Genomic DNA, 14,317 nt, shown 5'->3' with positions numbered 1-14,317 from the left:
CTAACATGGCTCATTCCGTCGAAAGCCGCTTTATCGCGATTGTTTCCGGCGCACTTCTTACAGTGGTCGCTCCGCTCTTTACGCTTTTGCTGACGCTCTCCTACAACGAGGCCATCCGTAGCCAGCGCAATCACCTTGAGATTCTGCTGTCGACAAATTCGCAGGCGCTCGCCCGTCCCCTTTGGGATATGGACGACGACACCATAAATCAGATTACCGGAACCCTTGTTTCCGACCCGATGATCAAGATGGTCGAGGTCAAGGATACGTCCGGCCAGCTCGATATCGTGCAGACGGCTGGTAGCGACATTATTCAGGATGCCGCCTCGACGACGCGCGAGGTGACCTACAAGACGACGAAGGGCACCGTCACCGTCGGTGAACTGACGGTCTATTACGACAATGTCAGCCTTCTCACCTCTCTCAGCCGCACCGAGATGGCTTTCATCACGATTTTCGTTCTGGCCATCTTGACCATCGTTCTGGCGGCCATTGCCGGCAACCGCTTCATGGTCATCCGCCCGCTGATGCGGCTTGCCGCAGCGATAGAGGCGACACGGCGTCTCGGCTCCCGCCACCATGTCGACTGGCGCTCAAAGGATGAAATCGGCCGGCTGGCGAAAAGCTTCAACGAAATGCAGACCCAGCTTGAAAAGGAAGAGCTGGAGATCAAGAACGCCCATGAGCGCAAGACGGAAATCTACAACCGGACACCCGCCATGCTGTTCTCGCTCGACAGGCATGATCGGATTGCCGCAGTCAGCGATTATTGGGTGCAGGCGACGGGTTATGACCGCGCCAGGATACTCGGCCTCAACTTCGCCGATCTTATCCACCCGGATGACCGTTCCCTGTTCCAGGAACGCAAGGCGACGCAACAGTTGCCCGAGGCTTCGCATGTCGGCATCACCATCCGCTTTCATTGCATGGGTGGCAGCGTCATGGATGCGCTCATCCTCGAAAAAGCCCTCGATTCCGGCGACGCGGCACAGCAGAGCACATGCCTCTGCGTCATGACTGACGTGACCGAATTGCGCCAGTCGGAAAAACGCAACCGCCAGCAGGCCATTTCCGACCATCTGACCGGCCTCTTCAACCGTCAGGGTTTTGAGTCGATCCTCGACCTGCAAATCCGTGAAGCGGACAGGAACGCTAGCGAGCTGGCCTGCCTGTTCATCGATCTGGACCGGTTCAAGGCCATTAACGACAATCTCGGCCATGCGGTGGGCGACGCGGTTCTGCGTGAATTCACGCTGAAACTCGAACCCCTGTTGACACCGCTGGACAGCGCGTCGCGTCTGGGCGGCGATGAATTCGCCATCCTGCTTGCCGGCGACACGGTAGAAGAGCGCGCCTTGCAGTTCTGCGAGCGGATTTGCGCCATACTGGATACGCCTTTTGAGATCGGCAGCAACAGCATCCGCCTCAGCGCCAGCATCGGCATGGCGGTTTATCCTCTGCACGCCAACAGCGCCGCCGAGCTTCTGCAAAATGCCGACATGGCCATGTATAGCCGCAAAAGAACGGGCAAGAACGGTTCGCAGATCTTCGACAGTTCGATCATGGACCGGGCGCGCGAACATGCGGAACTGGAGCGGGATATCGCACAGGCGCTTTCCGAAGACTGGTTCGAGGCGCATTTCCAGCCAATTCAAGACCTCGCAACCGGCGGAACGGCGGGCTTCGAGGCCTTGCTGCGTCTCAACCACCCGGAAAAGGGTCTGCTCTCCCCCGCCGCCATCATCAGCCTTGCGGAAGAAAACGGCACCATCCATCGCATCGGCAATGTCATTCTCGATCAGTCGATCGCCAATCTTGCCAGGCTGTCGCGTCTGCCGGGCCTGGAACAGACCTATGTGGCAGTGAATTTTTCACCGCTGCAATTCGAACCGGGCTTGCCGACGCGGATCGCCGGCGTTCTGCACCGGCACGGCATTCTTCCCAGGCGACTGGTCATCGAGATAACCGAGGCCGTCATCATGAAGGACGACCCGCAAATCCGGGCGATCCTCAACGCCATTCACCAGCTGGGCTGCCGCATCGCGCTGGATGATTTCGGCACGGGTTATTCCTCGCTCAGCTATCTCAGCCGTTTTCCGGTCGATATCGTCAAGATCGACCAGTCCTTTACCCGCTCCATCTGCGACGACGCAGTGGAAATCAGGCAGCGCAACCGCATGCTGGTCGAAGGCATAGCGGCCATCTCGCACAAGATGAACTGCACCGTCATCGCCGAGGGCGTCGAGACGGAAGAGCAGAAGGAACTTCTGACGGAAATAGGCGCTGACTACGGACAGGGTTATTTCTTCGCAAGGCCACAGCCCGTCGAACGGCTGATCACTACATTGGACACAATATCCAATATTGGCCGCGTCGCGGCACGGCAAGCGTGAGGCGGTGGGAAGAGCCATGGGATTGATCCGCATTTGTCTGATCTTTCTTGCTCTCGCACTCCCGTTCGCCCCATGGCCGGCCAGCGCGGCCAAGCTTTTCCTGACGACAGAAGTCTATCCCCCGTATAATCAGCAGGCTGCCGACGGCAGCGTCCACGGCGTTTATTTCGATCAGCTGAAGATCGTGCTGGAGGAAACCGGCACCAGCTATGAAGTCGCTGTCATGCCCTGGGCGCGGGCAATTGCCCTGGCCACGACACAGACCATGTATTGCGTCTTCGCCACAGCGCGGACGCCGGAGCGGGAAAAACTCTTCAAATGGGTATCGCCTATTCACAGCGATCGCAACATTCTCGTGGCGCGCCGTAAAGCGGATATCAATGTCTCCAGCCTTGAGGACGCGAAGAAATACCGCGTCGGCACCCAGCGTGGCGACTATACCGAAACCCTTCTGGAAACGCTCGGCTTCCCGCAGGTGGATGTCGGCGCTGATTTCCAGATCACGCTTCACAAGCTGAAAGCGGGGCGCATCGACCTGATGCCCATGTCGGAAAGTACCTTCAAAAGCCTGCCGGTTGGCACGTTCAGGGAAGTGATTACCCTGACGCGGCAACAGCTGGGCCTAGCCTGCAACAAAAGCGTTCCCGACGCGCTTATCGCAAAGTTACAGGCGCGGCTGGACAGGCTGATCGCTGATGGAACGCAGCAGCGGATATTCGACCGCTACAATCTCGTCAGCCCCTGAAGCGACATCCCGCAAATCCATAAAAAGATTGACAGCCGGCGGATTTCGGGATGGTGACAACAGCAGCATCAGGTAAAACGCGGACATGCCCCATGAAGATCATCGCAGGACTTGGTAATCCCGGCGCACAATATGCGGGAAACCGCCACAATATTGGTTTCATGGCCGTCGACGCGCTGCAGCGCCTGCCCTCCTTTTCGCCGTGGGCGAGAAAGTTCAAGGCGGAGATTTCCGAAGGTGAAATCGCCGGTGAGAAGGTTCTGCTGATGAAGCCGCTCACCTATATGAACCTTTCCGGCGAATCCGTCGGCGAGGCCATGCGCTTCTTCAAGCTGGCGCCGGGCGACATCATCGCCATCCATGACGAACTCGATCTTCTCGCCGGCCGCACGCGCATCAAGACGGGCGGCGGTCATGGCGGCCATAATGGCCTGAAATCGCTCGATGCCCATTGCGGCAAGGAATACCGCCGCCTGCGCCTCGGCATTGGCCATCCCGGCGACAAGGAGCGGGTGCACGGCCACGTGCTCGGCGATTTCGCCAAGGCCGACCGGGTCTGGCTCGATCCGCTTTTGGACGCCATTGCCGACAATGCCGCCATGCTGGTGAAGGGTGAGGATTCGCAGCTGATGAACAAGCTGGCACTTGCCACGGGCAGCAAGCCGGAGGCAGAAAAACCGGTGAAGGCGGCCAAACCCGCCGGGCAGTCCCACATCCATCAGGCGCGCAACAGCGCCCAGCCGAAAAAGCTGCCGGAAACCGGGCCGATGGCAGAAATGCTGAAGCGAATGTTCGGCAAGAAGGACTAGATCGCTAATGGCTTCAGAGACCATTGCCCTGCGCGACGCCGGTCCCGGCGATCTGCCCGGCCTGCTTGAGCTTTACCGGGCGCTCAATCCGTCGGACCCCGAATTGACGATGCATGAGGCTGGTGCGCCCTTCGCCGCCATGCTCAACCAGCCCGGCCTGACCGTGTTTTTGGCAATGCATGACGGACAGCCGGTTGCGACCGCCACGCTTCTGATTGTTCCAAACCTGACACGCGCCGCCCGCCCCTATGCTCTCATCGAGAATGTGGTGACGCTGGAAGCGCTGCGCGGCCGGGGATATGGCCGCATGGTCGTCCGCCATGCCATCGAGGCCGCCTTTGCCGTAAACTGTTACAAGGTCATGCTGCTGACGGGCCGCGACGACCCCGCGGTTCATGCCTTTTACGAAAGCTGCGGTTTTGTGCAGAACAAGACCGGCTTTCAGATCCGGCAGGACTAATGTTTACTCTTCCGGCTCGGTGGTGAACATCAGCGGAAAACCGGCCTCCTTGCCAAGATCGGTCGCTTCCTTGGCCTTGGTCTCGGCGATGTCGCGCTCACAGACGACAACCACCGCACTGCCGAAGCGATGCGCCGTCATCATCACCCGATGGCCGGTTTCCTCGCTCATGCGAAAGACGGCCTTCAGCACCACGGTGACAAATTCGCGCGGCGTATAGTCGTCATTCAGCAGCATGACCTTGTAGAGCTTCGGCCGCTCCAGCTTCGGTTTGACTTTCGGTTTCGGTTTGAGATCGACAGGACTGTCACTCATGATTGTCGCTCGTCATGGTGGTTCATCATCGTGGTTCAGGGGAAAATCCCGCTGGATGGCGAAAGATCGCGCTTTGGACCCGCTTATATTGCGCCGCAACCGCGCTATCGGCAAGCCTGCCCGGAAATCGTCACCTTTCGCAGGGCTTTGCCAGCCCAAATCGGCCCGCGGGCTTGACCTTGCCCTGCCCTTTCCGCAAAAGGCTCCTCAACGAATTCTTTCAAACGGACAGGTTTCAAGCCATGGGCTTCAAATGCGGTATCGTTGGATTGCCAAATGTCGGCAAGTCCACCCTCTTCAACGCGCTGACGAAAACGGCCGCCGCACAGGCCGCCAACTACCCTTTCTGCACCATCGAGCCGAACACCGGCGAGGTTGCGGTGCCCGATCCGCGTATGCAGCAGCTTGCGGCCATCGCCGGTTCGAAGGAAATCATTCCGACCCGCATCTCCTTCGTGGACATTGCCGGCCTGGTGCGCGGCGCATCGAAGGGTGAAGGTCTCGGCAACAAGTTCCTCGCCAATATTCGCGAAGTCGATGCCGTCGTACACGTACTGCGCTGCTTTGAAGACGACGATATCACCCACGTGGAAGGCCGCATCAACCCGGTCGGCGATGCCGAAACAATCGAGACCGAGCTGATGCTCGCCGACCTCGAAAGCCTGGAACGCCGCGTCGAGCAGACCCGCAAGCGCGCCAGCAGCAAGGACAAGGAATCCCTCGCCCAGCTTCCCGTCATGGAAGCCGTCATCGCGCTGCTGAACGACGGAAAGCCGGCACGCCTGCTTTTGAAGACGCTGGCGGCCGAGGAAATCGAAATCCTCAAAAGCCTCAATCTTCTGACGTCGCACCCGGTGCTTTATGTCTGCAACGTCTCGGAAGCCGATGCATCGTCCGGCAACGAGCACACCGAGGCCGTCGCAGCGATGGCAAAGCAGCAGGGCGCTGAATGCGTGATCATCTCGGCGGCGATCGAGGCTGAAGTTGCACAGCTTCCGGCCGATGAAGCCGAGGAATTCCTCTCGGCCCTCGGTCTTGACGAGGCCGGTCTCGACCGGTTGATCCGCGCCGGCTATCACCTGCTCGACCTCATCACCTATTTCACCGTTGGCCCGAAGGAAACACGCGCCTGGACGATCGTGCGTGGCACCAAGGCCCCCGCCGCCGCCGGCGTCATCCACACAGATTTCGAACGCGGCTTCATCCGCGCCTTCACCATCGGCTTTGACGACTACATCGCCTACAAGGGCGAAGTTGGCGCCAAGGAAGCCGGCAAGGGGCGCGACGAAGGCAAGGAATATGTCGTTCAGGACGGCGACGTCATCCATTTCCGCTTCAACACCTGATCTGGTTTGGGCGGGGTGGTGATCGGTCCGTTTCGTTATGTAACGCTAATCGAATTACCCCGGACATTGCCGCTTGTTTCTTCTCCCCGCCGGGGAGAAGGTGGCCCGAAGGGTCGGATGAGGGGGCAACGTTGCCGTACCTCTCGACCCTCGCCCCCTCATCCCGCTGCCGCGACCTTCTCCCCGGCGGGGAGAAGAAGCAAGACGCGCTAACTCTCTTCATATCACCTTCCCATTCCCACATTTCCGGCTTCGATTTGACCTTTACGTAAAGGGAAAAATCATCTTAGATGCGCCGACATTGACTGTGCGAAGGGAGGACGCCATGACGCCGGTCGCGATTTACACCTATGAGGATTTTTCCGTCGGGCGGGAATTCCCCCTCGGACCGCAATCGATTTCCGCAGAGCAGATCATTGCTTTCGCCAGCGAATTCGATCCGCAACCCATGCATCTTTCCGAAGAAGCCGGCCGTCAGAGCATTCTCGGCGGGCTGGCGGCTTCCGGCTGGCACACCTGCAGCCTGCTGATGCGGATGATGGCAGACAGCTATATTGCCAATTCAACCTCGCAGGGCAGCCCCGGCATCGATTACGTCGACTGGAAAAAGCCGGTTCTGGCCGGAGACACGCTTTCGGGAAAATCCATCGTTCTGGAACAGCGCCCTTCCGCGTCGCGCGCTGGCATCGGCCTCGTGAAATTCCGCCATGAGCTTTACAATCAGCGCGGCATTCTGGTCGCGCAGGGCGAAAACACCGTAATGTTCCTGATGCGGGCAGACGGAGGCCTTGCAGCATGAGACTGGCAGAATTATCCCCGATCGGCGAGCGCGTCACCCTCGACACGCTGCATTTTTCCGCCGAAGACATCATTCGCTTCGCCCGCGATTTTGATCCGCAGCCCTTCCATCTTGATGCCGAAGCCGCCAGGGACAGCGTTTTCGGCGGCCTCTGCGCCTCTGGCTGGCACACGGGCGCGGGCTGGATGAAGTGTTTCCTGTCCCATTGGGCAAAAGAGGTCAAAAGGCTGAAACAGCAGGGCATTGAGCCACCGCGGCTCGGCCCCTCTCCGGGGTTTCGAGAGCTCAAATGGAAGAAGCCGTTGTTTGCCGGTGATGATGTGACCTATTTCGTCACCCTGCTCGATGCCCGCCCGCTGGAATCAAGAGCAGGCATCTGGCTGAACACCACCTTCAATGAGGGCGTGAACCAGTCGGGCCAAACCGTGATGACCTTCCAGAGCGGCGTTCTGGAGTTCGAATAAACCCACCGGGGCAAAATGGCTGCTGCCGATTGCCCCGGACAGGCCTCAGAGCGTTTTCCCGACTCAAAAAAAGCGAAAACGCTCTGAGGCATGCGGGGCGTTACCCCCCCTCTGCCCTGCCGGGCATCTCCCCCTCAAGGGGGGAGATCGATTTGTGGCAAGGTCTCGCCCATCTCAACGTTTAAGAATGAAGCGGTGGGAGTACGTCTTGCCGATCTCCCCCCTTGAGGGGGAGATGCCCGGCAGGGCAGAGGGGGGTAACGCCCCGCACGCCTTAATGTCCCGAAAATTCCACCAGCGTCCGCACCTCGACGCCGAGGTCTTCGAGTTTCTTGCGGCCACCGAGATCGGGCAGATCGATGACGAAACAGGCGGAAACGATATCCGCGCCCATCTGCCGCAAAAGCTTGACCGCACCCTCCGCAGTACCGCCGGTCGCGATCAGATCGTCGACCAGAATGACCTTCTCGCCGGGCTGCACGGCGTCCACATGCATTTCCATTTCGTCCACGCCATATTCCAGGCTGTAGGCAACCCGTACCGTGGTGTGCGGCAGCTTGCCCTTCTTGCGGATGGGCACGAAACCGGCCGAGAGCTGATGCGCCACCGCCCCGCCCAGAATGAAGCCGCGCGCTTCCATGCCGGCGATCTTGTCGATCTTCGTTCCCGCATAGGGCTGCACAAGCTCGTCCACCGCCCGCCGGAAAGCCCGGGGATTGCCAAGCAATGTGGTGATGTCCCGAAAGATGATGCCCGGCTTCGGATAGTCGGGAATGGAGCGGATGGCAGCGGAAAGCTCCGAAGCGATAACGGTCATGGTATTTCCAGTTACAATGGGAAATGGATCAGAAGGTTCGGGGCACCCTATCAACTTGACGGCTGCGGACCAACTAAAAAGGACCAACGACCGTCAGCGCGCGACGCCACTGGCAGATATCGGGAGCGGATCACCGTCATGACATCCCAACACATGAAAAGGCCCCCAAGGTAAGACCGTGGGGGCCAGTGATTGCAGCCATTTAAAACCGGCTCAATGTTCCTTGCGGGCGTAGACCGATTTCTTGGTGAGATAGATCAGCGCCGTGAAGATGAACAGGAACACCATGACCATGAAACCGGTGCGCTTGCGCTGTTCCAGATGCGGCTCCGCAGCCCACATCAGGAAGGCGGACACGTCCTTGGAATATTGATCCACCGTCTGCGGCGCACCGTCGTCGTATGTCACCTGATCGGCGCTGATCGGCGGCGCCATCTTCAAGGAAGGACCGCTGACGAAATACGGGTTGAAGTGCGTGCCTTCCGGCACCTGGTAGTCCGAACCATCCGAGTTTTTGATACCCGTCGGCGCATCCTGATATCCGGTCAGCAGCGCATGGATATAATCCGGGCCGCCTTCCTGATAACCGCCGATGATCGGGATCATGTCGATGATGAATTGCGGGAACCCGCGCTCCACACCGCGCGCCTTGGCAAGCAGCGACATGTCGGGCGGTGCGGCCCCGCCATTGGCGGCGGCTGCCGCCTCATGGTTCGGGAACGGCGAAGGGAAATGATCGGAAGGCACAGCCTTGCGATTATACATTTCGCCATCGGCGTTCGGGCCGTCCTGCACTTCATATTCGGCAGCGAAAGCCTTCACCTGATCTTCCGAATAACCGAAATCTCCCAGCGTGCGGAAGGAAACAAGGCTCATCGAATGGCAGGCGGAGCAGACTTCCTTATAGACCTTGAGACCGCGTTGCAGCTGGCCCTTGTCGTATTTGCCGAAAGGTCCGGCAAAGGACCAGCTCTGCTCCTCGGGCTTGATGACCGGGAAGTGACTGCCGACAATAGCATGTTCGGTCTTGGTGGCGAGGTCGTGGCTTTCCTCCGCCGCAAAAGCGGCGGCGGAACAGCCAATGGCGGCGATAAGCGCGATGCTCGTGAGAAGCGTCTTCATTGTCGTCATCCTTCCTTCGCGCTCAGATCTGGGCGGCCGCTGGCGCGGCACCCTTCTTGGCGGCGTTCTTTTCAAGAACGGCCTCGGTAATCGAATTCGGAATACGCCGCGGCGTTTCGACCAGACCGAGGATCGGCATGATGACGAGGAAGAACCCGAAATAGTACAGCGTGCCGATCTGCGACATGACGACATAGAGGCCTTCCGCAGGACGTGAACCCAGCCAGCCGAGCAGGATGGCGTTGACCACGAAAATCCAGAAGAACAACTTGTACCACGGACGATAGACGGCAGAGCGAACCTTCGACGTATCGAGCCAGGGCAGGAAGAACAGCACGATGATCGCCCCGAACATCACGAGAACGCCACCGAGCTTGGAATCGATCGGCCCGACATTGAAGGTGATGGCGCGCAGCATCGCGTAGAACGGCAGGTAATACCATTCCGGCACGATATGCGCCGGCGTCGAGAGCGGATTGGCCATGATGTAGTTATCAGGGTGGCCGAGGAAGTTCGGCATGTAGAAAATGAACCAGGCATAGGCGATGAGGAACACCGAAACGCCGAGCGCATCCTTGAGCGTCGCATAGGGCGTGAAGGGAACCGTGTCGGTCTTGCTCTTCACTTCCACACCGGTCGGGTTGGTCTGGCCGGTCACATGCAACGCCCACACGTGCAGGATGACGACACCCGCGATCATGAAGGGCAGCAGGTAATGAAGCGCGAAGAAGCGGTTGAGCGTTGGATTATCCACCGCAAAGCCGCCGAGCAGGAACTGCTGGATCCATTCACCAATCAGCGGAAACGCCGTGAAGAAGCCGGTGATAACGGTCGCGCCCCAGAAGGACATCTGGCCCCAGGGAAGCACGTAGCCCATGAAGCCCGTCGCCATCATCAGGAGATAAATCACGCAGCCGAGAATCCAGAGGATTTCGCGCGGCGCCTTGTAGGACCCGTAATAAAGACCACGGGCAATGTGCAGATAGACCGCGATGAAGAAGAACGACGCGCCGTTGGCGTGCATATAACGCAGCAGCCAGCCGTGGTTGACGTCACGCATGATCTTTTCGACGGAATTGAAGGCAACCGTCGTTTCAGCGGCATAATGCATGGCAAGCACGACGCCGGTGAGGATCTGCACGATCAGCATGACGGAAAGCATCGCACCGAAGGTGTAAGCGTAGTTCAGGTTACGCGGGACAGGATAGGCAACGAAGCTGTCATAGATCAAGCGCGGCAAGGGAAGCCGCGAATCGATCCACCTCTCGATGCCGGTGGACGGCTGATAACTGGAATGGCCACTCATGAATATCTGTCCCCTTATCCGATCTTGATCACGGTATCGGATGTGAATGCAAATGTCGGGATGGCGAGGTTCTGCGGCGCCGGACCCTTACGAATGCGGCCCGCCGTATCGTAGTGCGAGCCATGGCAGGGACAGAACCACCCGCCGAAATCGCCGGCCTGGCCGAGCGGAACGCAACCGAGATGGGTGCAGGAGCCGATCATGACGATCCAGTTCTCCTTGCCCTCACCGGCCGAACGGTCAACATCCGTCGCCTGGGCGTCGACGGCGATATTGGCGTTGCGTGCCACCGGATCCTTGAGGTCGCCGAGAGCGACCGCCTTGGCTTCATCGATTTCCTTTTCCGTGCGGTTGCGGATGAAAATCGGCTTGCCGCGCCACTTCACGGTAAGCGACATGCCCGGCTCGACCGCCGCGACATTCACTTCGATGGAAGCGAGCGCCAGCGTCGATGCATCGGGACGCATCTGGTCGATGAAAGGCCATGCGACTGCAGCAGCGCCAACGGCGCCCGTCATTCCGGTTACTAGATAAAGAAAATCGCGACGGGTCGGTTCACCCGAGGCGTCGTGATTGGTTACGTGCTCGCTCACCGCTACACCATCCTCTGCGCTGTTTTTGCCGTAAATCGCATGAGTCCTCCCGCTATGATTTGATCCAGGACAAACTCCGTCCCATCGTCCTGGACACAACTGCGGCATCAAGAAACCGCGTCACTGTGTTTGATCGCAAAATATTGACTGACTTGGCAAGAGCAAAGCACACAAAGCTGCCGTAATTCTGCCTGAGGGGGCCGATTTGTTTCGCATTTTTCCCGAGCCTTGGCAGGTGGGCAACATTGTGCCCGCCTGTGCCCCATGTTACGAGACGCACAGGGAGAGCTCGGAAAGCAGGGATTCGAATGACGGCGAAGCTCGCTTGCATGGTCTCCACGATGGTGGCTGCCGTTCTTTTCATCGCCAGCCTGCGTTATGTGACGGATTTCTGGCTTCTCGCCTTCGTCACAAGTTTCCAGCTCCACATCGCCATTGTCTGTATCCTGTTGTCGTGCCTCGTCTTTTGGTTCACGCGCGACGCGGTTTCCGCCCTGCTCGTCGTCTGGTCACTGGCACTTGCCATCCACGCCATCGCCATGCTGATGGAATTCTCCACATCCGCCAATCCGGCATCGGATGCGAGGCCTTTCCGGCTTTTGTCCTTCAACGTGCTGATGGACAATGCCGCCAACGCGGATGCGATTGCCGACACCATTATCGAATCAGGCGCGGATGCGGTCTATCTGTTCGAGGCGGCAGCGCTGCAATCGGCTCTGCCACGGCTTGAGCAAACCTATCCCCACAGGCTCGGCTGTTATTCGGGAACGCCGACCTGCGACCTTTTGATCCTGTCGAAGCGGCCGTTGCTGGAAGGCCGTTTCCACAGCCTTAGCGATCTGCGCCGCGACCGTTTCGCAATTGCCAGCGTCGATGTCGACGGCACGGAACTGACGCTTGCCGCCGGGCACATCACCAAACCCTATTTCGACGATTATCACCGCGATGAGCTGGATGAGGTCAGCGAAATTCTCTTTCGCGTCACCGGGCCGCTCATTCTGGCGGGAGACTTCAATTCGGCGAGCATCGCCCCCGATATGCGCGCTTTCCTCGCCGCCAACGAACTGAAGAAAGCGACCTTCGAACCCGCCACCTGGCCAACGGAAGCCGGTCGCTTCGGCATCGCCATAGACCACATCTTCGCCCGTGCGCCGGCAATCCTGATGAAGACGACCCGCCTGCCCGACAGCCTCGGCTCCAATCATTACGGACTGATGGCGGATTTCATGATCGGAAAATAGCGCGCGCCTTTATTGGGCAGCTTCCTCGGCAGCGAGAAAACCACCCGATTGCCGCGCCCAAAGCTCCGAATAAAGTCCACCCTGCGAGACCAGATCGGAGTGGCTGCCCTGTTCGACGATGCGACCCTGATCCATCACGATCAGCCGGTCCAGCGCCGCGATCGTCGATAGCCGGTGAGCGATGGCGAGCACAGTCTTGCCCTGCATCAGCTCATCCAGATTGCTCTGGATCGCCGCCTCCACCTCAGAATCGAGCGCCGAGGTCGCCTCGTCGAGCACGAGGATCGGCGCGTCCTTCAGCATCACCCGGGCGATGGCAATGCGCTGCCGCTGGCCGCCGGAGAGTTTCACGCCGCGTTCGCCCACATGGGCATCGAAGCCGATGCGGCCGCGCTGGTCTTCCAGCCTCTCGATGAAATCATCCGCCTTGGCCCGGCGCGTTGCTTCCCGCAACTGCGCTTCGGTGGCATCCATCCGGCCGAACATGATGTTGTCACGGATGGAGCGGTGCAAAAGCGAGGTATCCTGTGTGACCATGCCAATATGGGCGCGCAGCGATTCCTGGGTCACTTTGGCAATATCCTGCCCGTCGATCAGGATACGGCCTTTCTCGACGTCGTAAAACCGCAGGAGCAGGTTGACGAGGGTGGATTTGCCCGCTCCGGAGCGTCCGACGATACCGACTTTTTCGCCCGCCTGGATCTCGAGATTGAGATTGTCGATGACGCCATTTGCCCGTCCGTAATGGAAGCTGACATTCTCAAAGCGGATACTCGGCTTTTTGACCTCCAGCACCGCCGCACCCGGCGCGTCAGTGAGGCCGATCGGTTGCGAGATCAACTCGGCGGCATTCTGCACCGTGCCGAAATTGCGCATGATGCCGTTGAACTGCGTCATCAACCGACCGAGCAGGAAGTTGAGGCGCAGCACCAGCGCCAGCGTGAAGGCCACCGCACCGGAACTGATCCTGCCGGACAGCCACAGATCAATGCACAGCGCCGCCATGGAGGTGATCATCACGCCCGACAGCAACGCCATGGAGGCGCGCACGCCGGTGATGAACCGCGTGAACGTCATGGTGGCATTCTGGAAGATGTCGAAGCCCTGCCGCATGTAGCGGTCATTCGCATCATCACGCCCGAACAGCCGCAGCGTCTGGATATTGCTATAGGCATCCACCATACGGCCGGAAAGCATGGAGGCCGCTTCCGCCGTCTCTTTTGAATGGTAGCGGATGCGCGGCACGAAATAACGCGCCAGCGCCGAAAAGATCAGCACCCAGACAAGCACGACGACCGCAAGCCGCCAGTCCAGCCCACCGATCAGAAACAGCATCGAGACGGAATAAATCCCGACGAACCAGACGCTTTCCATCAGCGAGGTGACGAGATCACCCGCCGCCTGCCCGCCCGACCAGACCTTGGTGACGATGCGGCCGGAGAAATCGTTCTGGAAAAAGGAAAGCGATTGCCGCGCCACATGCATGTAGGACTGCCAACGCACCAGATTGTAAAAGCCGGGCGTGATGATCTGCTGGTCCACCAGCGCCGTAATCATCGTGACGATAAAACGCACGACGCCGATCAACACCAGCATGCCCACCAGCTCGCCACCATGGGCGGAAAGCAGCCCGGCCCAGCCCTCTTCCGGCTTCACGGTCGAGAGAATATCCACCAGCCGCCCGACGAACCAGAACAGCGCCGCCTCGATGGCCGCCGTCAGCCCGCCCAGCACCAGCATGGCGAAAAACGGCGCCTTGGCCTGCGAAATATAAAACCAGATGAAAGCAAATGTGTTTTCAGGCGGCCGCAGGTCGTCCTTGCGGGCGAAGGGCCTAATCCAGTTCTCGAAGAACTCGAAGATGCGCGTAATGACCATCATCCGGATATAGGCGGATTCCCGTCGCC

14 protein-coding genes are annotated in these 14,317 nt (G+C 59.3%); 8 read left to right on the top strand and 6 right to left on the bottom strand.

Going from position 1 to position 14,317, the window contains the following annotated elements; genetic code table 11:
* Positions 1-5: 5 nt before the first annotated feature.
* The 4 genes from ACQZ5F_RS01785 to ACQZ5F_RS01770 all read left to right on the top strand — a co-directional run bounded on the left by ACQZ5F_RS01785 (position 6) and on the right by ACQZ5F_RS01770 (position 4,407).
* Entirely contained in the window at positions 6-2,393 is a 2,388-nt protein-coding gene (locus tag ACQZ5F_RS01785) for an EAL domain-containing protein (protein WP_225339675.1), read from the top strand.
* Positions 2,394-2,409: 16 nt separating this feature from the next.
* Positions 2,410-3,138 (top strand): substrate-binding periplasmic protein, encoded by a 729-nt coding sequence (locus ACQZ5F_RS01780; RefSeq protein ID WP_046797959.1) that lies wholly within the window; start codon positions 2,410-2,412, stop codon positions 3,136-3,138.
* 92 nt (positions 3,139-3,230) lie between these two features.
* Positions 3,231-3,947 carry an aminoacyl-tRNA hydrolase gene (gene pth / locus ACQZ5F_RS01775; protein WP_225339674.1) on the top strand — a complete coding sequence of 239 codons (717 nt, stop codon included), beginning with the start codon at positions 3,231-3,233 and terminating at the stop codon, positions 3,945-3,947.
* A 7-nt stretch (positions 3,948-3,954) separates the two neighbouring features.
* Positions 3,955-4,407: a GNAT family N-acetyltransferase gene (locus ACQZ5F_RS01770; protein WP_225339673.1), complete on the top strand. Its 453-nt coding sequence runs from the start codon at positions 3,955-3,957 to the stop codon at positions 4,405-4,407.
* A gap of 3 nt (positions 4,408-4,410) precedes the next feature.
* Here ACQZ5F_RS01770 and clpS read toward each other — a convergent pair whose 3' ends face one another.
* Positions 4,411-4,722, bottom strand: coding sequence for an ATP-dependent Clp protease adapter ClpS (clpS, locus tag ACQZ5F_RS01765; RefSeq protein ID WP_046797956.1), 312 nt, complete (start codon positions 4,720-4,722; stop codon positions 4,411-4,413).
* A 242-nt stretch (positions 4,723-4,964) separates the two neighbouring features.
* Between clpS and ychF the strand changes: the two genes are divergently transcribed.
* The 3 genes from ychF to ACQZ5F_RS01750 all read left to right on the top strand — a co-directional run bounded on the left by ychF (position 4,965) and on the right by ACQZ5F_RS01750 (position 7,331).
* Positions 4,965-6,068 (top strand): redox-regulated ATPase YchF, encoded by a 1,104-nt coding sequence (gene ychF / locus ACQZ5F_RS01760; protein WP_448731014.1) that lies wholly within the window; start codon positions 4,965-4,967, stop codon positions 6,066-6,068.
* Between the two features lie 325 nt (positions 6,069-6,393).
* The gene (locus ACQZ5F_RS01755; RefSeq protein ID WP_052818077.1) at positions 6,394-6,867 is read left to right on the top strand and encodes a MaoC family dehydratase; all 474 of its coding nucleotides are present in this window, start codon (positions 6,394-6,396) and stop codon (positions 6,865-6,867) included.
* Positions 6,864-7,331 (top strand): MaoC family dehydratase, encoded by a 468-nt coding sequence (locus tag ACQZ5F_RS01750; protein ID WP_448731015.1) that lies wholly within the window; start codon positions 6,864-6,866, stop codon positions 7,329-7,331. The genes ACQZ5F_RS01755 and ACQZ5F_RS01750 overlap by 4 nt, the downstream gene beginning before the upstream one ends.
* Positions 7,332-7,605: 274 nt before the next feature.
* Here ACQZ5F_RS01750 and ACQZ5F_RS01745 read toward each other — a convergent pair whose 3' ends face one another.
* From ACQZ5F_RS01745 to petA, 4 genes are all read right to left on the bottom strand, one after another.
* Positions 7,606-8,148 carry an adenine phosphoribosyltransferase gene (locus tag ACQZ5F_RS01745; RefSeq protein ID WP_045019026.1) on the bottom strand — a complete coding sequence of 181 codons (543 nt, stop codon included), beginning with the start codon at positions 8,146-8,148 and terminating at the stop codon, positions 7,606-7,608.
* Between the two features lie 213 nt (positions 8,149-8,361).
* Positions 8,362-9,270 (bottom strand): cytochrome c1, encoded by a 909-nt coding sequence (locus tag ACQZ5F_RS01740; protein WP_149900039.1) that lies wholly within the window; start codon positions 9,268-9,270, stop codon positions 8,362-8,364.
* Positions 9,271-9,292: 22 nt separating this feature from the next.
* On the bottom strand, positions 9,293-10,576 hold the full coding sequence (locus ACQZ5F_RS01735; protein WP_149900038.1) for a cytochrome b: 1,284 nt from the start codon (positions 10,574-10,576) through the stop codon (positions 9,293-9,295).
* Between the two features lie 14 nt (positions 10,577-10,590).
* Positions 10,591-11,169, bottom strand: a complete 579-nt coding sequence (petA, locus tag ACQZ5F_RS01730) for a ubiquinol-cytochrome c reductase iron-sulfur subunit (RefSeq protein WP_046797949.1) — start codon at positions 11,167-11,169, stop codon at positions 10,591-10,593.
* Positions 11,170-11,477: 308 nt separating this feature from the next.
* Between petA and ACQZ5F_RS01725 the strand changes: the two genes are divergently transcribed.
* On the top strand, positions 11,478-12,410 hold the full coding sequence (locus ACQZ5F_RS01725) for an endonuclease/exonuclease/phosphatase family protein (RefSeq protein WP_052818079.1): 933 nt from the start codon (positions 11,478-11,480) through the stop codon (positions 12,408-12,410).
* A gap of 9 nt (positions 12,411-12,419) precedes the next feature.
* Here ACQZ5F_RS01725 and ACQZ5F_RS01720 read toward each other — a convergent pair whose 3' ends face one another.
* A complete protein-coding gene (locus ACQZ5F_RS01720; protein ID WP_062654279.1) occupies positions 12,420-14,288 on the bottom strand; it encodes an ABC transporter ATP-binding protein in 1,869 nt (622 codons plus the stop codon).
* Positions 14,289-14,317: the final 29 nt, after the last annotated feature.

It is taken from the genome of Agrobacterium sp. 22-210-1 (assembly GCF_053522525.1).
The sequence above is the reverse complement of the archived record's forward strand: the minus strand, read 5'-3'. Positions and strand labels throughout refer to the sequence as shown.

What these genes read in the sequence shown, in the direction of transcription:
- ACQZ5F_RS01725 (WP_052818079.1), top strand. Translation starts at nt 11,478, where the DNA reads ATGACGGCGAAGCTCGCTTGCATGGTCTCCACGATGGTGGCTGCCGTT.
- ACQZ5F_RS01745 (WP_045019026.1), bottom strand. Translation starts at nt 8,148, where the DNA reads ATGACCGTTATCGCTTCGGAGCTTTCCGCTGCCATCCGCTCCATTCCC.
- pth (WP_225339674.1), top strand. Translation starts at nt 3,231, where the DNA reads ATGAAGATCATCGCAGGACTTGGTAATCCCGGCGCACAATATGCGGGA.
- ychF (WP_448731014.1), top strand. Translation starts at nt 4,965, where the DNA reads ATGGGCTTCAAATGCGGTATCGTTGGATTGCCAAATGTCGGCAAGTCC.
- clpS (WP_046797956.1), bottom strand. Translation starts at nt 4,722, where the DNA reads ATGAGTGACAGTCCTGTCGATCTCAAACCGAAACCGAAAGTCAAACCG.
- ACQZ5F_RS01770 (WP_225339673.1), top strand. Translation starts at nt 3,955, where the DNA reads ATGGCTTCAGAGACCATTGCCCTGCGCGACGCCGGTCCCGGCGATCTG.
- ACQZ5F_RS01780 (WP_046797959.1), top strand. Translation starts at nt 2,410, where the DNA reads ATGGGATTGATCCGCATTTGTCTGATCTTTCTTGCTCTCGCACTCCCG.
- ACQZ5F_RS01740 (WP_149900039.1), bottom strand. Translation starts at nt 9,270, where the DNA reads ATGAAGACGCTTCTCACGAGCATCGCGCTTATCGCCGCCATTGGCTGT.
- ACQZ5F_RS01735 (WP_149900038.1), bottom strand. Translation starts at nt 10,576, where the DNA reads ATGAGTGGCCATTCCAGTTATCAGCCGTCCACCGGCATCGAGAGGTGG.
- ACQZ5F_RS01755 (WP_052818077.1), top strand. Translation starts at nt 6,394, where the DNA reads ATGACGCCGGTCGCGATTTACACCTATGAGGATTTTTCCGTCGGGCGG.
- ACQZ5F_RS01785 (WP_225339675.1), top strand. Translation starts at nt 6, where the DNA reads ATGGCTCATTCCGTCGAAAGCCGCTTTATCGCGATTGTTTCCGGCGCA.
- ACQZ5F_RS01720 (WP_062654279.1), bottom strand. Translation starts at nt 14,288, where the DNA reads ATGGTCATTACGCGCATCTTCGAGTTCTTCGAGAACTGGATTAGGCCC.
- ACQZ5F_RS01750 (WP_448731015.1), top strand. Translation starts at nt 6,864, where the DNA reads ATGAGACTGGCAGAATTATCCCCGATCGGCGAGCGCGTCACCCTCGAC.